Origin of the sequence: Streptomyces massasporeus, assembly GCF_014648995.1 — a bacterium.
Taxonomy (GTDB): domain Bacteria; phylum Actinomycetota; class Actinomycetes; order Streptomycetales; family Streptomycetaceae; genus Streptomyces; species Streptomyces massasporeus.
Genome location: NZ_BMSE01000035.1, coordinates 17,240 through 37,500 on the forward strand (window position 1 = coordinate 17,240; position 20,261 = coordinate 37,500).

At 67.9% G+C, this 20,261-nt stretch carries 14 protein-coding genes; 7 read left to right on the forward strand and 7 right to left on the reverse strand.

The annotated features are described in order from the left end of the window. Positions 1 to 346: 346 nt before the first annotated feature. The 5 genes from IE153_RS40050 to IE153_RS40070 all read right to left on the reverse strand — a co-directional run bounded on the left by IE153_RS40050 (position 347) and on the right by IE153_RS40070 (position 12,483). On the reverse strand, positions 347 to 859 hold the full coding sequence (locus IE153_RS40050; RefSeq protein ID WP_189594591.1) for a hypothetical protein: 513 nt from the start codon (positions 857 to 859) through the stop codon (positions 347 to 349). Positions 860 to 895: 36 nt separating this feature from the next. Further along, the gene (locus IE153_RS40055) at positions 896 to 1,384 is read right to left on the reverse strand and encodes a hypothetical protein (protein ID WP_189594592.1); all 489 of its coding nucleotides are present in this window, start codon (positions 1,382 to 1,384) and stop codon (positions 896 to 898) included. A gap of 89 nt (positions 1,385 to 1,473) precedes the next feature. Continuing rightward, on the reverse strand, positions 1,474 to 7,980 hold the full coding sequence (locus IE153_RS40060) for an RHS repeat-associated core domain-containing protein (protein ID WP_229829419.1): 6,507 nt from the start codon (positions 7,978 to 7,980) through the stop codon (positions 1,474 to 1,476). 213 nt (positions 7,981 to 8,193) lie between these two features. Further along, the gene (locus IE153_RS40065; protein WP_438817987.1) at positions 8,194 to 11,943 is read right to left on the reverse strand and encodes a LamG domain-containing protein; all 3,750 of its coding nucleotides are present in this window, start codon (positions 11,941 to 11,943) and stop codon (positions 8,194 to 8,196) included. Between the two features lie 156 nt (positions 11,944 to 12,099). After that, entirely contained in the window at positions 12,100 to 12,483 is a 384-nt protein-coding gene (locus IE153_RS40070; RefSeq protein ID WP_189594595.1) for a hypothetical protein, read from the reverse strand. Between the two features lie 36 nt (positions 12,484 to 12,519). Between IE153_RS40070 and IE153_RS40075 the strand changes: the two genes are divergently transcribed. The 3 genes from IE153_RS40075 to IE153_RS40085 all read left to right on the forward strand — a co-directional run bounded on the left by IE153_RS40075 (position 12,520) and on the right by IE153_RS40085 (position 13,454). Further along, entirely contained in the window at positions 12,520 to 12,753 is a 234-nt protein-coding gene (locus IE153_RS40075) for a hypothetical protein (protein WP_189594596.1), read from the forward strand. Between the two features lie 92 nt (positions 12,754 to 12,845). After that, positions 12,846 to 13,118, forward strand: coding sequence for a hypothetical protein (locus IE153_RS40080; RefSeq protein ID WP_189594597.1), 273 nt, complete (start codon positions 12,846 to 12,848; stop codon positions 13,116 to 13,118). Positions 13,119 to 13,214: 96 nt separating this feature from the next. Next, positions 13,215 to 13,454, forward strand: a complete 240-nt coding sequence (locus IE153_RS40085; RefSeq protein ID WP_229829420.1) for a DUF6207 family protein — start codon at positions 13,215 to 13,217, stop codon at positions 13,452 to 13,454. On the opposite strand, the gene IE153_RS40090 is transcribed toward IE153_RS40085, so the two are convergent. Further along, positions 13,432 to 13,725 (reverse strand): hypothetical protein, encoded by a 294-nt coding sequence (locus tag IE153_RS40090; RefSeq protein ID WP_189594599.1) that lies wholly within the window; start codon positions 13,723 to 13,725, stop codon positions 13,432 to 13,434. The genes IE153_RS40085 and IE153_RS40090 overlap by 23 nt on opposite strands. A gap of 158 nt (positions 13,726 to 13,883) precedes the next feature. Then, positions 13,884 to 14,987: a pentapeptide repeat-containing protein gene (locus IE153_RS40095; protein ID WP_189594600.1), complete on the reverse strand. Its 1,104-nt coding sequence runs from the start codon at positions 14,985 to 14,987 to the stop codon at positions 13,884 to 13,886. An 861-nt stretch (positions 14,988 to 15,848) separates the two neighbouring features. Here IE153_RS40095 and IE153_RS40100 point away from each other — a divergent pair. Genes IE153_RS40100 through IE153_RS40115 form a run of 4 tightly spaced genes read left to right on the forward strand, consistent with a single transcriptional unit; the run spans position 15,849 to position 20,007 of the window. Next, positions 15,849 to 16,964, forward strand: coding sequence for a tyrosine-type recombinase/integrase (locus tag IE153_RS40100; RefSeq protein WP_229829421.1), 1,116 nt, complete (start codon positions 15,849 to 15,851; stop codon positions 16,962 to 16,964). Continuing rightward, entirely contained in the window at positions 16,961 to 18,199 is a 1,239-nt protein-coding gene (locus IE153_RS40105; protein WP_189594602.1) for a hypothetical protein, read from the forward strand. Before IE153_RS40100 ends, IE153_RS40105 begins: the two co-directional genes overlap by 4 nt. Further along, positions 18,181 to 19,428: a tyrosine-type recombinase/integrase gene (locus IE153_RS42215; protein WP_229829422.1), complete on the forward strand. Its 1,248-nt coding sequence runs from the start codon at positions 18,181 to 18,183 to the stop codon at positions 19,426 to 19,428. The genes IE153_RS40105 and IE153_RS42215 overlap by 19 nt, the downstream gene beginning before the upstream one ends. 12 nt (positions 19,429 to 19,440) lie before the next feature. Next, on the forward strand, positions 19,441 to 20,007 hold the full coding sequence (locus tag IE153_RS40115; protein WP_229829423.1) for a DUF6262 family protein: 567 nt from the start codon (positions 19,441 to 19,443) through the stop codon (positions 20,005 to 20,007). The last annotated feature ends 254 nt before the right edge of the window (positions 20,008 to 20,261 follow it).

Here is a 20,261-nt window from a genome sequence, read left to right on the forward strand (position 1 = left end):
AGTGCTGACCCGTGAGCGCCGGGAGCTGTTGCGCGAGCGGCGGTGGTCGACGGGCGCGGTGCCCACGGCACCGGCAGCTGTAGGGCGGCGAATTCAGACTCGAGCGCGGCCGGGGCGGCGCCGGTAGGGAAGGCGGTCGTGTCGCATTTTGCAGGTGGGCCCCTGCCGATGACACGACGTGTCATCGGCAGGGGCCCACCTGCTCAGAGTGCCCTAGCTAGTTTTCATAGCCCCCGGCAGGCGTCGAGAAAGGCCCGTGCTCCGGCCAGGAGTTCGACTCTTGTCACGTCTCCGGGGTCCCGCGCGGCGGAGAGGGTCGCGCTCCCTCTCGCGGTGCACGCGGTCGTCATTCCTGGTTGCCGGTGACACCACCCGCCGGATCCGACACAAGCGCTCGGAGTTCGTCAAGGGCCGGGTTCTCCGCAAGAGCCGGACGGCTCTCCACTAGGTAGGCGACGCCGGAGGCGACGAAGGCGCGCACCGCGGCGGTGTAATCCTCGAACGGGCATGTTGGAGGCACGGCAGGTGTTCGGTGCGGCGAAGTAAACCTGACCCGATCGCCCACGAGTTTGAGGTGAATCACGTAGGAGTTCTCGGTGAAATTGATCTCCGCCGAGCCGCCCGTGCGTAGCTCCTGCAGGGTGTACGCCAAGGTGAACATGATGTCGACGAGCGGTTCCCGCGTCTTGGACAGAAACGCGTGCCCGCCCACCTTGAAGTCAATCTGGTACGCGAACCATCCGTAGCGCAGATCCGTCGCGCTGAGGGTGGCGAGCCTGGTCAGCCCTTCCCGCCAGGCACGCGCGGCACCAGCAGGAATATCGCTGTCGCTGTCGGGTGTGAAGTCGATGTACAGCAAGTCCTGTCCTGGTCAGGAGACGTGTGTGGCCTGCGATCAAATGTCTGCTAGTTCTCGTAGTGAACTCATCGCCGGGTTCCGGGCCAGTGCCGGATAGTGATGTTCGAGGTACTCCACGCCGGTGGTGATGAATGACCGGGCCTCGGATACGTACTCGTCGAACGGGCAGCTGGGATGAGGCGTTGGCACACCACGCCGGGTAGAGGTGAACTGCACCTGATCGCCCACGAGTTGCAGCTGGATGACGTAGGTGTTCTCCGTGAAATCGATCTTCGCCGCCCCGACGGTCCGCAGGCTTTTCATCGAGTGCCCCAGGCTGAACATGATGTCGATCAATGGGGGCCGAGCGGCCGAAAGGAACGCGTGTCCGTCCACGGTGAAGTCGACCGGGTACTCGAAGAACTCGTAGCGCAAATCTGTCGTGCTGAGATTCGCCAGGTCGATTCGGCCGGCCTCCCAGGCCTTCTCGTATCCGGAGCCGATATCCCTGCGACTGTCTGGCGTAAAAGTGATCTTGAGGCTCATTTATCCGTCCCTTATTGTGAGGTCCGCGTCTGCCGGGGGCGGCGTAGGTGCTGTTCTGCTCCGCATCCGCCCCCGGCTCAAACGGTGATCTAAATGGGGTGAGCGGTTCGCAGGGAGCCGTCGTCGTTGAGGATCACCCTGATACCCGTCGAGATTCCGCCGCCGTCATCCTCGGAGAGCCTTCCGATCGTCTTTCCAGGGCCGAAATTGTATTCGTATACCGTGCCGTCACGGTCGCCGTTCTTGAGTGCTGTTCCATTCCCGACTGCTTCCTGAATGCGCTTCTTCAGTTTGTCGCCCTTGACGAATTTCCCCTCGAATACGCCCTTGTCGGGGCCGTATTCCTTTCCGCTCGTGCGGTGCCGGTTAAGGACATGCTGCCATCCGTCGTACTCGGGCGTGGACCACTTCACGATCGGACGCGCCTTCGCGGCCTTCGCGACGTCCGCGACCCGCTCGAGGTCCTTCAGCTGGTCGGGCAGCTTGATGAAGTCGCCGACGATCGGGAGGAGGCCGATCGCGCCCAGGCTCGCGCCGAGCGTGTCGCCTTCGTCGGCCGAGCGCTTGACGTCGTAGCCGTCGCAGCCGGCTCCGAGGACAGGGATCCAGCCGCAGCCGACGAGCAACAGTTCCTTGACCAGCTCGGGGTTGCCCTGTTCACCGATCAGGCCCGGGCAGGCCGGGTAGCCGGAGCTCGTTCCGCCGCAGCTGTTGCCGGTGTTGGTGTTGTTGTCGGTCATGGGCGGTGCGGCACTGGTCGCGGAGCACGCGTTCATGCCCATCGCGTAGTAGCACGTCGACGTGCCGGTGCTGGCGTAGGTGGCGGTGCCGCTCCCGCCGCCGCCGCTCCCACCGCCGCCACCGCCGCTGCCACCGCCGCTGCCACCGCCGCCGCCACCACCACCGTTGAGAACGTCGCCCACGACGCCCAGCACGGCTCCGACCGTGCCGCCGATCACGGTGCCGATGATGCCGAGCAGGTCGCCCAGGCCGCCGCCGCCCTTCTTGAGGCCCGTCGGGTCGCTGAAGGTGACGGGGCTGTTGTCCGCGTAGGCGTAGCCGTTCATGGACTGGTGCTGGTCGAGTGAGAGCACCGGGTCGACGCTGACGAACTGGCCGATTCCGGGGTCGTACTCACGCGCTCCGACGTGGGTGAGACCCGTGGCGGCGTCGGCCGGCTTGCCCAGGAAGCCCTTGTCGTCCGGCCAGGTGGTCGCCTTCGGGCCACGCGAGGCACCGAACGGCGACGTGTAGCGCTTGACGACGGCGAACGTCGTGGCGTCCATGGCTATTGAGGACGTGCCGTGGTGGTCGGCGGCCAGGAAGCTCAGTTTGCTTCCCGATGTGCCGCTGACAGCGGTCCTGCATGCGATGCTCTGGCCGTTGGCGGTGTAGTAGCGCGTGCCGGAGAGGGTCTTGGCCGTCCCCTTGACCGTCAGGCGGACCTCGGTGGCACCGAGGTAGAGGACGGTGTCGCCGTCTCCCTTCGCACGACGGATGAGAAGCTCACCGTCGGCGTCGTAGAGGTAGCTGGTCTCGGCCGGTCCCTCGGTCGTCCTGGCCAGCTTGCCCTCGGCGTTCCAGTCGAGGGACTGCTGGGCGGCCGGTCCGGGCCGCTTGGTGGTGTTGCCGGTCTTGTCGTATTCGTAGTTCTGAGTGGTGCTCCCGGTCGTCGTCTTGGTGAGGGGGTGCGGCTGGTTGGTGGGCGTGTTGCCGTAGGAGTAGTCGGTCGTGGTGGTTGCCGAGGCCGTGTGCTTGGTCTCGGTCTTGCGCTGACCGGCTTCGTTGTAGGTGTACGACGTCCAGTACGGCGCCGCGCCGTCGATGTTCGTCTGGGTGCGCCCGGCAGCCGCGCAGTCGGGGGTCTTGGGCGTCCAGGCCTCGGTGAGACGGCTGTGGCCGTCGTAGGCGAAGCACTGGTAGTCGGGCTTGGTGGTGCCGCCCTGTGTGGTGCCGTCGAAGATCGACGTGACGTTGCCCGCGGCGTCCTGCTTGAACTTCAGCTCCTGCGGCATGTAGCCGTGCACGTCGTCGGTGACGTAGGAGCGCACGAGGCGCCGGGTTCCTGCCTCGTAGTCGTAGTTGAGGTACGCCTTCTTCGCGGTGGCTGTGCCGTCCGTGCCGAGAGCGAGCTGACGCAGGTCGCCCTGCGGCGAGAACGTGGCGCCCTGGAGATATCCGCTCGTGCCCTTGGACGTGAGCTGCTGGCCGGTCGCGTTGTACGTGTAGGAGACCGTCTCCGCGGGCAGTCCGCCGACCGCGGGCTGCGCGGCCTGCGAGACCGTGCCGTCGAGGCGGTAGCCGGTGGAGAATGACAGCGTCTTCGGGACGCCCGCCTTCACCAGCTCATCATCGTCCGGCAGCGAGAACTGGGTGCTCTCGACCTGGTACTGGGCCGAGTACTTGGTGACCGTCGCGGTGTACGCCTTGCCGGTGACACCCCCGTCGTAACGGGTCGCTGTGTCCTGGTGCCCCTTGGCCAGGGTGTCGAAGGTCCACGCAGCGAGCTTGTTGGCGTCGGTCTTGCTGGTCTTCCACAGGCCGGTCCTGCGGCCCAGGTCGTCGTACTCGGTGAGAAGGCTGCGCCCCTCAGAGTCCGTCGACTTGATCTGCCGGTCCAGCGTGTCGAACTCCGGCTGTGTGGTGCCGGTGTCCGGGTCCGTCGACTTGCGGACACGGCCGAACAGGTCGTACTCGTAGGACCACGTGGCCTTGTCCGGCCCGGTGATGGTCTTCTGCAGACCGCCTGGAGTGTAGGTGTATCCGGTGGTGGTGTAGGCACCTTCAGGCTTGGGACTGCCGTACTCGCGACGCTCCGTGGTCTGCCCGAGCGCGTTGGTTACCACCGCCGTGGCCTGGCCACCGGCCGGCGCGGTGCTGGTCACCGTGTCCCCGGTGTAGGTGTTCTCGACCGACCAACGCGTGACGCTGGAGGTCTTCATCACCTCCTTGACGATCCGGCCTGCACCGTCGTACGTGGTGTCGGTCTGCCGAGGTGCCTGTCCACCGTCGATCTGCACCGCCGTGCCCGACGGTGCGGACTTCTCGTCCCAGATGTCGGACTGCCGGGAAACGGCCAGCCCCCGCGAGTCGTACAGCGTCTGGCTGATCAGCCGCCCGCCGACCGGCGTCGCTGACTGCACCTGGCGCGTACGCAGCAGTGAGTCGAAGATCTCGTAGGTGGTGTTGTAGCCAGACCCGTCGCCCTTGAGCGTGCTGGTCGCCACCCACGGCATCGCCGAGTTCGTAACCTTGTACTCGTAGGTGTGGTTCGGCGTCTTGTTCAGGGCCTTGGAGCGGTTGGGCAGCCAGAGCTTGGTGAGTCGGCCCAGGCTGTCGAACTCGGATTCGGTGATCTTGCCGTTGGGGTCGGTGACCTTCATGGCCGAGCCGGTTCCGATGTCCACCTTGGTGGTGGTCTTGAACTTCTTGGCGTCCTCGGTCGAGGTCGCTGTGAGCGGCCCGCTCCCGGCGGGTGTGTAGGTCGCGCTGGTGGTCGGCAGGTTGTTGGGGTTCTTCACGACCAGAGCGCGGCCGAGCGCGTCGAAGGTCGTGCTGGTGACCTTTTGCCAGGCTGGGGTGGCCCCGGAGTACGACTTCGCGCGGCCGGTCCAGGAGGCGTCGCCCCGGACCGGCTTCTGCGAGGCGCTCCAGCCGGTCGCGGCCGCGTCGTCGTAGACGATCGCGGTGTCCTCGATGACGTCACCGGGACGGGTGTGGTCCGCAGGCAGGTCGAGCGCCGAGTCCGCCACCGAGCAGAGCTTCGCGACCTTGCGGGTGCGTGACACAAGGGAGTTGATGCCCTCGTCGGCGTTGCGCGCGTACCAGGTACGCGTGCACGTCTCGTCACCGCTGACCGCGTCGTCGCCCTTGTCCTCGACCGTCTCGGGCATGCCGTGGCCGTCGTACGAGGTGACGGTGGTGCGGACGCGGTCCCTCGCGGTGCCACCGGACGTCACCCGGGTGCGCTCGTGCGTGGCGGCCGTGCGCACGTAATACGCCTCGGTGTCGGCATACGACTTGTGCTGCGTCGCGGTGCGCTCGGACCACGGGTCGGCGACCGAGCCGGACACCTCCGCAGTGCCGTCGTAGGTGACGGTCTCGCGTACGAATCCCGCGTACTGGTCCGAGTCGGTGATCTCGCCGGCCTTGATGCCGGTCACCTTGGAGGTTTTGCGCTTGTCCGGGTCGGGCGTCTTGCCGTCCGGGCCGAGGACGCGGTCGCCGTGCATGCCGCGCAGGTACACCGTGACCGTCTTGGACTGGGTGCCCTCGCTGACGCCGGTGAGGTGCGTGACCTTCTCGAAGCCGCGCCACATCGACCAGGTGCGCTTCTTGGCCGGCGTCATCGGGTCGTCGTCGTAGTGCCAGGCGCCGCCCCCGGAATACTGGTAGCTGTGCTGGACAGCCTCGGAGCCGCCGAACGGGTCTGTTGTCGAGACCGCGCTGACCGGGTACTTCTGGAACCAGTCGAGGATCGGCTCCTGCTCGCCGTTGGGCGACCACTTGACCGGGTAGCAGCGCTTGGTGTTCTCGTCGACCTTGGGCATGGTCTGGCCGTAGACGCAGTCGGCCTCCATGTAGGACACGATCGTCTGGGCGCCGGCCTCGGAGACGATGGTCTTCAGCCGGGGCTTTTCGAACGACAGGATGTCGTCGGAGGGGCCGTCGACCCGGTTCGGCTTGAACTCGTGGGTGAACTTCACCGGGTCCATGGCGAGATCGGTGCCTCGCTTGCCGGTGTGCGTGATGGAGTCGAGCCACAGCGACTGGTCGGTGGAGTCACCGGTGTCGCCCGGGTCCAGGTACTGCTGCTTGAATGACCAGCCGTCGATCGCCGCGTACGCGGGCGTCGCGGCGGCAGCGTCCCACGCATAGGTGGTGACACCGGTCATCCGCTTGCGGGTGAAGAACGAGGGGCCTACGTTCCCGGTGCACTTGTCGCCTTCCTTGCAGATGGCGTCGTAGGGCACGTCGGGCCAGTTGTCCCGCTTGTCCTCGGTCAGCGCGTCACAGCCGGTGCCGCTGGCGAGGCAGCGCTCAGCGTAGGAGAAAACCACCTTGTTCGAGGCCGCCGGAGTGGCGGAGAACAGGGCACCCTTGCGCTGGCCGTAGCGGATCTCCTTCAGATAGCCGCCGCGGGTGTACGCGGTGCCGGTGTTGTCGTCACCGAGCTTGTCGTAGTGGTTGGTCTCGTCCTCGTACCAGTACGTGGAGGAGTTACCGTGAGTGTCCTCGACCAGGTCGAGGTTCCAGCGCCAGGCCTGCTTCTTGTCCCGGCCCGAGAAGCTCGAACCGTCGGAGTAGCCCGGCTCGCCCTCGTCGTCGCCGAACACCGGCACGGTCCACACCGACTTGGTGCGGTCGTCCGTACCCGCGCCCGGCAGCTTGTTCAGGCCGAAGGTGTAGACGGTGCCCTCACCGGTGGTGACGGTCCAGTACTCGCCGTTGTCGTCACCGTTGTCGGCGCCGGTGCGCCGCTCGACGGTGGAGGCGTCGTCGCTCTTCAGCCGCCACTTGCCGCTGGTGTCGTCCTTGACCAGCTCCGTGGCCTTGCCGTTCAGCACGATCGAGGCGTTCTCGTACTTCCAGCACAGGTCGTACTTGTCGTCCTGGCCGTCGTCGTCGCACGAGCCGTACTGCCGCTCGATGTACGACGAGGTGATGTCGAAGCCCTCGCCGAGCGCCGTGCCCTGGTTGTTCGTCGAGGCCGTGCGGCCGTCCACGCTGCCCGAGTCGTAGGAGATCTGCAGCTCCGGCTGCGGACCGGCCGCGGCTGGCGGGGTGCGCAGCGGGTACGACCAGGTGAACGTGCCGGACGAACCGCCCGCCTCCCAGGTCGAGGACGCCGAGAGCGGAGTCGCCCCCAGATCACCGGCGCCGGACTGTGATCCGGCCGCGAGTGCGAGGACCATCGTCGAGCCGGTGCTCGCGGAGCGGGCTGCGGGTGCGAAAGCCAGCGGTGCGCTCAGCTCGTCGGCGCCCCGCCTGTTCGTAGTTTCGAGTGGAAGCCGAGTACGGCATTTGGCCTTGGCGGGGTCGCTCAACGCACAGTCGGGCAGCTCCTGTATTTGCAGCCGGCCGGCCCAGTCGGCTCCGTAGGCCGAGGCGAACGCGGAGTAGTCGACGCCGAGTTCGGCCCGCCCGCCGGTCTTCGGGCCGGTGACGGTCAGGACGACGCCCTTGACGCCCAGTGCCCTGGCCGCCTTCTGGTCCAGGACGTTCACCCGGACCGAGCTGGCCGCGCGCTTCTTGCCGGAGACCGGCTCCAGCGTCAGAGGCAGCGAGCCCGGCTTCGCCTGTGCCGCACCCTTGTCGGGCAGGGTCAGCTGTGCGTTGCCCTTGCCAGGCCAGGTCACCGACCGGTTCTGGTCGGCGCGGGCACGCCGGGCGGCGGCCGCGTCGGCAGCCTCGCCCTCAGCCACCGTACGAGCGGCCTTGCGGTTCGCCTTCGCCGTCAGCGGCGACACGTCGACTGAGCGCGCGTCCTTCAGCGTCGGACGACCCAGTGGGTCGTCCCGGTCCGCCGCGAACGCGACGGGTGACAGCAAGCCCGGCAGCATGGCCAGGCCCATGCCCAGCGCGAGGCCGGGCATCCAGCGGACGGTTCCGTCCGCTGCCGGCTGGCTGCTTCTCGGCAGCCGGTATTTCCCCAGGGGGTTCATGTGGGTGTTCTTTCTGCGTCCGGCCGGAAGCCGGGCGCGCTGCGCCCCCGCGCGGCGGGGGACGGGGCGGTGTGAGGGAGGGTGACCCGCGACGGCCCCGCCGGGCCCGGGCAATACCTCCCGGACCCGGCAGGGGCAGAAGCGTCAGAGCATGTTCGTTCCGAGGACCTGTGAGCTGACCTGGTCGGCGCTCATCGCACCTGTCCAGACGCGCACTTCCTCCAGGGAGCCGGGCAGGTAGTGCCCCGTGCTGCCGCCCTTGCTGCCGCGGCCCGCGGTGATCGCGCCGACGCCCTGCTGAGGTGCGGTGAACCCGGAATCACCCTCCGCGGGCTGGTCGAACTCGCCCACGTACAGGTGGAGCCTGCCGTACTTGGTCTCGCTCGACCCGTCGGCCGGGTCTGTCCACTCCCAGGCCTCCTGCGCGTCGAAGACGCCGGTGACCTGCACCCAGGTGTCGACCTCGGCGATGTCACCGCCGGGCACCTCAGCGCTCTGGGTGACCTTGCCGTCCGTGCCGAGCGCGGTGCGGGTGAACTTCCACTGGTAGACATCGTCAGCGGGCTTGACGACCCACAGCGCCCATGAGGACTCTCCGCTGCTCGCCTGCTGCCCGGCCACTTGAGCCTGGTAGCCGACGGGCTTGGCCGCGAGCTTCACGGAGTCGAGCCGCACCCGCGCGGTGGCGGTGAAGGAGCCGGACTCGTCGGTGACCGGTCCGGTCGCCGAGGCATAGCCGGCCGTGCCATTCAGGACCAGGGCGTCGTTGTCCGCGTCGAGAACCGCGCCCGAGGCCGACAGCTTCATCGGACCGGCAGGATACGAGGTCAGCTCCTTGAGCTCGGTGCCCGTGGAGGCAGCGGCGTCCCAGTGAGCCACCAGCTCGTGCAGGGGGACGCCGTTCTCCGACAGCTGTGCCTGCTCGGTGACCTCGTCTGCGGTCAGCGCCCGCTGCCACACGGACACCTCGTCGAGACGCCCGCGGAAGTTCTCCCCGTAGCTGCCGCCCACCAGCGAGCGGCCGAACTGCATGCCGCCGGAGGACACCCACGGCGTGTACGCGGTCGACAGCGAGGTGAGCACCACTGGCTTGCCCTGCGGCCGGCCGTTGACGAACAACTGGATGGTGTCGTTGGTCTTGTCCGTGTCGCCCTGGGTATCGAAGACACCCGCCAAGTGCGTCCACACCTTCACCGGCGGCGCACCGGTGTCGGAGAGCGACCGCAGATAGGTCTGGCCTTCCGTGACGTCGGCGGCGGTCCGGTTGAACACCCACTTCTTGTACGCGGCGGAGTAATAGAGGGTGAACGCCGAGGCGTCGGTCCCCGGGGCCGCGAGCACCACACGGTTCTGCGAGGCGTCCGTCAGATAGGCCCACGCCGAGACGGTGAAGGAGTCCTTCGTGTTCACGGCCGGGGTGGCCGTGGCAGCGTACGCCTTCTGGTTCTCGGGAACGGTGCTGTCCATCCACAGCGAGTAGTCCGCGTCACCGCGCCGGGCCAGCGTCGACCAGCCCGCCCCGGCAGTGTGGAGCGTGGCATCGTGCCGGGTGCCCTCGGTGGCGGTGTCCTTGGCGACCGTCACACCGGAGTCCGGGGCGCCGTCGTCGAAGTGCCAGGTGCCGGAGGGCCCGGAGGCGGGGGCGACCTTGAAGGTGAACTCGGCGGGGGTACCCCACCGTTTGCGTACGTCTCTGGCCTCCACCGACAGCACCTGAGTGCCGGACAGTGACGGCGTCACGTCCGGTACGGTCACCGTGGAGCCGCTGACCGTCTTCGTCTCCTTGGCGGAGGTGGTCAGCAGCCGCCAGCGGTAGCCGGCGATGTCCTTGTCCGCCGCGTTGGGCTTGAACGTGAAGCTGCCGGGGACGCCCGGGCCGCCCTTGCCCTCGCACAGGTTCGTGGTGCACGCGGTGTACGGGCTGCCCGTAGTGATCACCGGAGCCTTGGGCGCCGTCGAGTCGATCTTGAAATAGCACCACTTGGAGTACGACGAGAACAGGTCACCCGACTTGCCGCCGTACGACCAGTGCGACTGCGTGCGCGCCTTGAGCCGGTACAGGCCGCCGTCCGCGCGGTTGGTCGTGCGCATCTTCTCCAGGGTGCCGTCCGGGTCCCAGCCGGAGTCCGGCCGGTAGTCCGACCACACCTGGTGCCATGCGGCGTCGTCGCCGCGCTCGACGATGTACTCGGCCTGCAGTGAGCCCTCTTCGTCACCCGCGCTGTGCTCGACCTGGGTCTGCACCCGAGCCTGCACCATCGGGTCGATCCGAGTGACGATCAACGGGTCGGAGGAGGACGTCTTGCAGTAGGCGGTGGAGCCGTCGCCCGGAATGACACCGACGTCGGTAGGCACGCCCGGCTTGTAGGCGTAGTTGACCTTGAGCTCGGCGTTGTCGTCGAACCGCTTCCACGCCGAGGGATCGCCCTCGTCCTTGGCGCGCAACATGAAGGTGAGCCGGTGGATCTTGCCGTCGGCGAACTTGCGCACAGTCGACGCCAGGTTCTCGTCCGACTCCTCCGGGTTGTCGTTGAACTCGACCCAGGCATCAGGCTGGTCGGGAGTGCAGTTGCCGCCGCGCCCGGCCGACACGTGCCGGTCGCCCATTTGGTCGAGCTGGGTCGGGCCCGGCCAGCGGGTCCCCTCGGAGATGTTGTCGGTGCGCTCCAGGTCCACCCACTTGGGCTCACAGGAGAACGACCAAGTCTCGTACGCGCGGAACGTGGCGTCGAGGATGTACTTGCCCGCCAGCTTCGACGGCGAGAACTCGAAGAGCATGCGGTTCGTGTAGTTGTTGCCGCAGTAGTACGGTCCGGACACACTGCACCGGCCGACACCGTAGTCGCCGTTGAATTGCCAGAACTTGTCACCGTCGGAGGACAGCACGGTCCGCTCCGACCTCCCGAGTCCGACCGAGGGGTCGATGTACACGGGGTAAACCGTTTCTTCACCGCGCAGCAGACCGAGGTCAGGCTTGACGGACACCGTCCGGTCGTCGACATGCACCGGCATCACGGCGCTGGTGTCGCCGGCGCCGGGCTGGGTGCCCTTTTCGGCCGGGGCGTCAGGGGCCGGTTCCGCCGCAGCGGCGGACATCAACTGCGTGCTCGGGCCCCCGTCCTGCCCGGCGGAGTCCCACATCTGGCCGGCCGGCCCGCGGAAGACGGTGTTGCCGTCCTGATCGAGGGCACGCAGGCCGCCGCCCGCACCCGCCACAAGGTCCAGATCAGCGGCCGTAGCGGTCAGCTTGATGTGCTCAAGCGCCGGATTGGCCGCAGCCTCCGCGGACTTGACCACGAGTACCTCGCGGTAGCCCTCGGCGGTGGCCGTCAGCTCCAAATCCACCCCGTCAAAGACCTCGGGGTAGACGGCCTTCGCGCCGTCCAGCCTCGGCTCCGGCAGCGTCCCGGACCAGCCGAGGCGGATGCTGCCCCGATCGTTGCCGAGCTCGATCAGGTCAGCGCCGGCGCCGCCGCCGGAGAAAGCCAGGTCCACCACGGCGGACTTGGGGCCTACGGTCCCATCCGCACGCTTCTCCAGCGTGGCGTCAACCGCCTGCCACTGACCGTCGTCCCCCTTGACGCGCTGCGGCACCGCCGACTGCGTGAGCGTGTACGTCCCGTCCGGGTTGGCCAGAGTGGTCGAGTACTCGGTCCGCTCGCCGGCGACCTCGACCTGCTTCCCCGTCTCGACGGCCTTAGCGCTCGCACTCGCGTGCGTGCTCGTGCCGCCCGCAGCGGCCCGCGGGGCCGCCTGAGCGGTGGACGCGACAGCCGTCAGTGCCGGCAGCGACACCAGCACGGCCAGGGCCGTGAGTTCGGCGGTGACGGACGTGATCCCCCCGGACCTCCATCTCCTTCGCCCGATCGACGTATTGTGCCTACGTATGCGCACTTCCCCCACCCAACTTCACATGATCTTTAAATGTGCGAGCAAGTAAATAGAACGCTAAGTAACGGGTCAAGTGGCCCTCGTCAAACGCGCCCCGGCAGGGGGGCGGACGCAGGTGGACGACGGATGCGACTGCCGCGGCCAGCCGCTGAGGCGGCGTCACCCAGCCACGTGCAGCCGAACGGCGAGGTGTTCCGGCAACCGCGCATGGCGTTGAGTACGCGTCAGGTGCGGTCCGCGGTATGCCCACCGCCAGCGCAAGGGTTCGGCGTTGGCGGTGGGCATACCGCGGTCGATCTCGCTCTGCACAGCTGCCGCGAGGACGCCAGCGATGGCGGCCCCCTGCTGGCGTGAGAGGTCCAGCAGGTCGTCCAGGAGAACTCGTTTGCGGCCACGCTGGAGCTGCTGCGCGAGCACGGCCCGGCCGGGCCCGCGTTCTGGCGCTTCGGCCGCGAGGACCGGCAGAACCTGTGGGAGGCGATCGGCAACCCCCGCCGGGACGCCGCCCTCGCCCGCCGTGCTGAAGAGCGTCGGCGCCGCCAAGCGCAGGAAGCAACCGAACGCGAGGCCCAGCGCCCCGTGTGTGCCGACTGCGGGAGCAAGTTCACCGACGACCGGTGGAAGGCCAGCACCAGGGTCGACTGGGGGCACGGGGACAGCCACCCGCACCTGTGCGACGACTGCAAGACCCGGGCGCTCAAGGCGGATCGGCAGGCGGAACAGGCCGAACGCGAGCGCCAAGAGCAGGAGCGCCAGGAGGAGGCGGCGCAGGAATCGAAGGCCGGCGGCTGGCTCGGACGCTGGCGCAGCTGACCCGGGCACGCCACCCCGGCGGCAGCGCGCGGGCTTGCCCAGGACCACCTGGGCGGCCCCCGTTGTCGGTGGCGGCTGCGAGGCTGAACGACATGGACAGCGACGATGAGCAGCTGCTGCGCGGCCGGATCTACGGAACCGACCCAGACCACCCGGGCCCCAAGCCGGGACGCAGCTACGCCGAACTGGTCGGCGGACCGCTGGACGGACTGCTGCTCGACATCACCGGCTGGAGGCCGAAGGAGATCGACGACGGCGTCTCCCTCCTCACGGAGCTCGGGCGGTTCGGACCCGGAGGCCGGGCGCTGTACGACCCGCGCCCTGGCGATCCGGCCCGCTGGGACTGGGCAGGCGACAGCCCCTGACCACCTGCACTCGGTCGGGTGAAGACACCACACCGGTGGAACCTGCTCGGCAGGCCAGGCGTAGTGCCGTACATGAACCCGATCAACGAGGCGCACGTGAGTGAGCCCGGCCTCCTGGTCGTCGACGTCGCCGCCGCCGACGACGACACCGCGCTCACCCTCCAGCAGCTGCTCGCCGAACGGTGGGCGACGGCGACGGCGACAGCGGAGCGGACGACGCGGGATGCGGGGGAGCCCGGCGTCCGGCTGCGCTGCTACCTGGACTTGCGCCAGCCGATCAGCCCGGCCGCGCCGGACGAAGCCCTGCCACTGGTCAGCGCAGCCGCATCACCGTGACGACAGTGTGCCGGGTCGTGCCCGCCACGACCTCCACCACCACATCGCCGACGGCGGGCGTGTAGGAGTCGCCGGCTTTCGTGAACGCCCGCCCGGACTGGGGGAGAAGGCGCGGGCCGACGACGGACGCGAGTGCCGTGGTCAGCCGCTGGGACAGCGCCAGCCGCCCGTCAGGGAGCCGTACGGCGAGGGCCTTCGGGTGCCGGGCCGTGCCGGTGAAGCCGACCACGGTGGCGTCGACGGTGTCCGCGTGCCTGACCTTCGCCCACACCCGGCCGGCCTTGTAGGCCGACCGGAGCGGCTTGGCCTTCTCTGTGAAGTTCAGCGTGTTGAGCGCCGGTCTGGCCGCGCGGGCTGCTCAAGGGACGGGGCTGGTCAGGTGGGGCAACCAGCACCGATCGCCAGGCAAATCGCGTCCTACCTGCCTCATCAAGGGAGGTCGGAGATATTCGTGCCCGTAGGAAGGCGGAGCCCGGGAGGGAGCGCCTGCAGGCCGAACTGCGGGGGATGGGTGAAATCGGCTACCTGAGAGAAGTCGACGATGCCACCGCTGAAGCGAGCGGGCGGCACCGTGAGGTAGACGGAAGGAAGATGGTGCTCACCGAAGTTCACTGTGCTGCCGGTGAAGGCCGCGCCGCCGAAGTCGATGCAGCCGTCGGAGAACTCAGCTCCTTCGAAGGGAACCTCGCCCGCCGTGAAAGCAGCGTCTCGAAAGTTCACTTGGGCGCCAGTGAAGCGGGCATAGTCGAAGGTGACCCAGCCGCCGCTGAAGGTAGCGCGGTTGAAACGGACTGAGCCACTGCGGAATTCTGCGAGCCGGAAGTAGACGCAGCTGCCCTCGGCGAAGTCGACATCGTCGAAGACGACCTGGTCCCGGCCATGAGCGACGAAGAGTGTCTCCACGAAGATAATGTCGCCGCCGGTGAAGCGGGCACCACGGAAGTCGGCCGCGTCGATGACGGCGCCGGTGAAGTCGAGGTCGTATCCCTGCCAAGATTCGGGGGCTGCGTCGCGTAGGTGGGCACCGATGAGTTGCAGGATGGTCTGACGGACCTTCCGCTCGCGCTGCCAGGTCGTAAGCGCCTGGTCGTCGCTGGGCGGATCGGGAGCGTGTGGCATTCTCAGGTAACCGCACAGCACGTCGATGCACATCTGCCGTTCTTGTGGCCACTCGTCGGCGAGCCGTGCCATCGCGTAGGCGCCAGCCATGCGTACAGCTGGCTGGTCCGCTCCGAGCTGCTCGGCAGCGGCGCCGAACCGTTCGATCAGCGCCCTCTCGTATTCCCGGACGTCGGTGGTTTCATTGAGATGCTGCCGTCGGTAAGCGACAACGAGTGCTACTACCCCGCCGCCTCCGGCCACGACCGCCACTGCGATTTTGATGGCGTCGTATGTGTCGCTGGGCTTGAGCGGTCCGGATACCTGCATTCGAGGTGCGCCTAGTGTCAGCCACAGCAGTCCCAAGACCGTGATCGCTGCGACCACGGCCAGAACCAGTACTACGGCGATATGCAGGCCCAGCGGCCAGCGCATGACACCTCGTGGAGCGAGGCTTGAACTCCTCTCAGTCACAGTCAAGCTCGGTCCCCCAGCCAGATGCACCCGTCGGCGATCCCGTAGTCGAAGAAGCCCGAGGGTTCGTCACGGCATCCCCCTCCCCTGCTGGTGACCAGCGTGGCGTACCTCCAGCACGCGCGCCAGATCGCCACCACTGCCGCCCAGACCACCTGCCTTGCATCCGACTGCGGAGTCGCATGTAGTTGCGAAGCACGGACGCACGCTCTGCGAGTACGTACGCCAGCCCGGCACGTATCGACCACTGTTTGATCTGCTTCAACACCTCGATCCAACAGGGAATTGGCCACGATCCCCTCAACGCCGGTGCCTTCGAGCGTCTCGAACCAGAGCAGGGCCTCCTCGAGGTCCGTGGTCGACCACCGGCATGATCGGCGGACCGACGTCGGCGAGCACGTCCAGGAGGACCTGGCGGCGCTCCGTGTACGGGCGCGGCCGAAGGTCGGGGAAGCCCGCCGTGGGCCAGGATGTCGAACGCCATACGTCGCCGGATGCTGGTCGGCGAGCTCCCTCGCGCGCCGGGGGCGGGACAACGCGCGGGACTGCGCCGCGGCAAAGCTGATGTGCACGCTGCCGTCGTCCGCGGCGAGGTACACCACCGCCTCGCCGTCCAGGATCACTCCGGGCGGCAGGTGCACGTTCTCTGGGGGTTCTCTGAGCGTGGTGTGACGTCGTACGCCGTGCCCTCGTTGGGGGTGCGGCGGCGGTTCTCAGGGGGTGTGGCTCTGCGGTGGATCGTTGCGGTCAACTCGTGGAGTAGGGGTACAAGTGCGTGCTTTTCCTGTCCGGATGCCCTCAGGTGTCCGCTACTGGACAGTGGTGGACGACGCGGTACGAGTGGTTGAGGCCCCCGATCGCTTCCTGAGAGAGACTCGGCTGGCGCGGGGGCGGGCGGAGACGACGACAAAGGCGTACGCGGAGGGCCTGTCGTTGTTCCTGCGTTGGTGTGACAGGACCGGTCGGGACTGGCGGACCGCCGCCCGCGACATGGGACTGTTCATGCTCTGGCTGCGCTGGACGCCGGGGAACGGCGGCCAGCGCCGGACGGTCCTTCCGGGTCCGGGAGCCCGGCCGGTGCGTGGCGACGGCCGGATCAACAAGGTGCTCACAGCGGTTCGGATGTTCCTGGTCCACGCCGTGGTCAACAAGGAGGCGCCGGCCTGGGTGCTGGAGCAGGTCTACGAGCTCGGTGACGATCGCGACCTGCCGGTGGAGGCCAGGGGGGAGAGCGGCGGGCTGCGTTACCGGCTGCGCACCCGTCATCGGCTCCAGGAGCCGGAGAGCGAAGTGGACCGGGCCAGCGACGAAGAGGTCGTCGCGATGTTCCGGTCCTGCCGTTCGGCACGAGACCGGTTGACATTGCTGTTGCTCGCCCGGGTGGGACTGCGGCCGGGGCAGACGGCGGGGTTGCACCGCAGTGACCTACACTTGATGGCGGACTCACGGTCGCTGGGGTGTGACATTGAGGGCGCTCACGTCCATGTGGTGCGGCGACAGAACGAGAACAACGCCTGGTCGAAGTCGAAGAAGTCGTGGGCGATGCCGGTGGACTTCCTGGTGGTGCGTGCCTTCGACCTCTACGCAGTGGAACGCCATCGCGTTCTGGGAGCAGGTGGCAGCGACTTTCTGCTGGTCAACCTGTTCCGCTCGCCGTTGGGGGCGCCGGTGAGTGCGGAGGCGATTGGGGAACTGTGCGAGTCGCTGTCCGCGCGGGCTGGTCTCGGGCGCCGGGTGACGCCGCGGATGTGTCGGCATGCGATGGCCAGCAACGTCGTGGACGCGGGCGGCACGCTCGATGAAGTGCAGGCCCTGCTGGGGCAGAAGCATCCGGGGTCGTCGCGGCCCTACCTGCATCCGGGACGGGAGCGTCTGCGCACCGCTGTTGAGCGTGTTCCCTCGCCCCGGCTGGCCTTCGGCGAGGACGGCGTGCGATGAGCCTGCTGGTGGTGCCGGCTCAGGTCGGCGAAGAGCAGAGTCTGCGGTTGCGGCTGGTGCAGGAGGCCATCGAGCCGTCCTTCCTGAAGCTGATGCAGTGGGATCCGCCCGTGGGCCGGCTGATCTTCCCAAAGGATCATGTCCAGCTTGGCGGGGTGGCCTGCCGGGTGGAGGGCTGCCGCAAGACGTCGTTCAAGTTCGCCGTGGCCCACGGTCTGTGCGACACCTGCGACTTCCACTGGCAAGCCGCCGGGGTGCCGGTCGAGGAGTTCTTGGCCACGGCGAGAAGGACCTGGCGCTACGTCGGCAAGGACGCCTGCTGCGTGCGTGATTGCCCGCGGCCCTGCAAGAGCGCCAAGGAACCGTTCTGCTACGCGCATCTGCATCAGCAACGGGTCAGCGGGCTGTCCGTCCAGGACTTCGTACGGCGGTCGGGTGTGGTCGCGCTGTCGTCGTTCGGGATCTGTCAGGTGCTGGCGTGCGACCGGGAGAAGGACTACGAGCGCACCCCGTACTGCATGGCCCACCGCAATCGGCTCAGTGTCGAGACGCGGAGCGGACGCGTGGCCGATGAGGAGACTTGGCGCAGGACCACGAGCCCGGTCACGATCACCGGCGAGATCAACCTGCGCGGTTTGCCCGAACTGCTGGTCGCAGAGATCATTTTTGGTCTGCAAGAGCGGACCCGGTCCGGGGCCAAGACCAAGGACCACTCGCTCAGGCCGCTGTGTGACACGGCCCGCCGCCAGCAGGTCGGATCGATCACCGAGATCGACCTCGCGGGCCTGACCCGGCTGCAGTGCCAGCTGGTGGCCACATTCACGACCAGCATCGACCGGCTCGGCGCGACGCCGGAGAGCGAACGCCTCAAGGATGTCTGGGACCTGGTGGTCTTCGGGATGGGAGGTCATCTCCAGTTCAGTGACATCAGCCAGTCCTGGCTGCGTGAAGCGGCGAAGGCGTGGGCGGTTGAGGAACTCCCGCAGCGCCGCGGCAAGCGCGCACACACCACGGTCCAAAGCGGCATCAGGAGCCTGGCGAAGTTCTCAGAGAGCCTGCGGCTGCAGCGCGACGATCACGGCGTGACCTTCGACGCCTGGGCCGGTCGGACATCGTCGCCTTCCTCCACCGGCAGGCGTTTCTGCAGCAGGAGGGTGTCCTGTCCGCGGACGGCCGCTACAAGCGGATCACCAAGTTCCGACAGGTTCTGCGCCGCATGCGTTCCCTGGGGCTGACCGGCCCCGGACAGCCGCTGGAGGGGCTGCCTGGTGACGTGGTCCTCAGAGAAGAGGACATCCCCGACGAGGCCGAGGATTCCGAGGCCGGCAAAGACCTTCCCCAGGAGGTTATGAGGCAGCTCTGCTCGCAGCTGGATGCGCTCGATGCCATCGCGCCCCCGCACATCAGGATCGCGGTGGAACTGATCATCGACACGGGGCGTCGGCCCCAGGAGGTCAGCTATCTACGCTGGGATTGCCTCGATGCCGATGACGACGGCCAGCCGGTCCTCATCTACGACAACTACAAGTCCCACCGGCTGCGCCGGCGCCTGCCCATCGCCGCGGCGACCGCCACGCTGATCACCCGGCAGCAGGAGACCGTGCGACGGCGCTTCCCGAACACTCCCACGAAGGACCTGGCGCTGCTGCCCACGCAGATGCGCAACCCCCACGGCATCAAGACGATCAGCGAGGACCTGCTCGCCCAGTGGCACCGCACCTGGGTCAACGGACTGGCCGACCTCTACGTCAACGTCGTCGTGGAAAATGACGGGCGGCGGACAAACCAGCAGATCCATTTCGATAAGGCGCGCGTCTTCCTCTATGCCTACCGTCACAGCTACGCCCAGCGGCACGCCGACGCGGGCGTTGCACCCGACGTGCTCAAAGAGCTGATGGACCACCGTCAGCTCAGCACGACTCAGGGCTATTACCGGGTGGGTCAGCAACGGCGGCGGGAGGCCGTCGAGCGGGTCGCGGCCATGCAGTTCGACCGGCACGGCCGCCGGATCTGGCGCCAGGCCCAGCTCGTCCTGGACTCCGAGCACGCGCGGCGGGCGGTCGGCGAAGTCGCCGTTCCCTACGGGCTGTGCACCGAGCCGTCCAACGTCGCCGCCGGCGGCCACGACTGCCCCGTCCGTTTCCGCTGCGTGGGCTGCGGCCACTTCCGCACCGATGTCTCTTACCTACCCGACCTGGAGTCCTACCTGGCCGACCTGCTGCGCAGCCGCGAACGCCTGGTCGCCTTCAGCGCCGATGACTGGGCCAAGGGAGAAGCCATGCCGTCCGACGAGGAAATCACCCGCGTCCGTCGCCTCATCAGCCGCGTCCGCGCCGACCTCGATGAGCTCACCGACGAGGACCGCGCCCAGATCCAGCAAGCCGTCCAGGTCGTCCGCCGCACCCGCCAGGTCGTCTCTCTTGGCCTCCAGAGTCCGTCAGCCCCTGCCCGACCTGCGTCCTGAAAGGCCCCCCGCGTGACCAGCCCGATGATCGAGGGAAAACGAGCCGACTCCGCCCGCCGCCGCGAACGCGTCCTTCAGGCTCTGGATGCGGCCCTGCGCAGCGGTCAGGACATCACCGTGTCCGGGCTCGCCCGCACCGCCCGTGTCGACCGCACCTTCCTCTATCGCCACCGCGACCTGCTCGAACGCGTCCACGCGGCGGCAACCACCCCTGCCGAGGCAGGCACAACAGCGGCCGTGAGCAGAGCCTCGCTCCAGGCCGACCTCGCCAACGCCCTGGAACGCAGCACCCGGCTGACGGCGCGCGTCCGGCAGTTGGAAAAGCGGCTGTCCGAGGAGCTGGGCGCGACGGTTTGGACCGAATCCGGTCTTGGTGCCCCGGCCGACCTCGACCAGCTTCAGCGCCGCATCACCGAACTGGAACAACAACTCACCGACGTGCAAGGACAGTTGGAGGAACGAACCGAGGAACTGGACGCGGCACGCGCCGCCAACCGTGAACTGACCCGGGCACTGAACCACACACCCGAGGGCACAAGTCCTCCTACAGCCCGAAGGCCCCGCCCTCGATCAGGATGAGCAGACCGATCGATCAGCGCCAGCGACAGCAGAACGTGCCCCCAGCGGCTGAGCGCCTTGGCGACGACCGGACGGGTGGCGAAGAACCTTCCCGCGAAGCACCACACCGCGACCAAGATCAGAAAGCCACGGCATACACGCTCATCCCGCCGACTCCGGCGGTGGCGAACACGGGGACGGTTGTCACCGCCGCTGGCTGCGGTCTCTCGGTGTGGGGTCGGTGGTGGTGAGAGTCGGTGGTGCTGGTGTCGTGG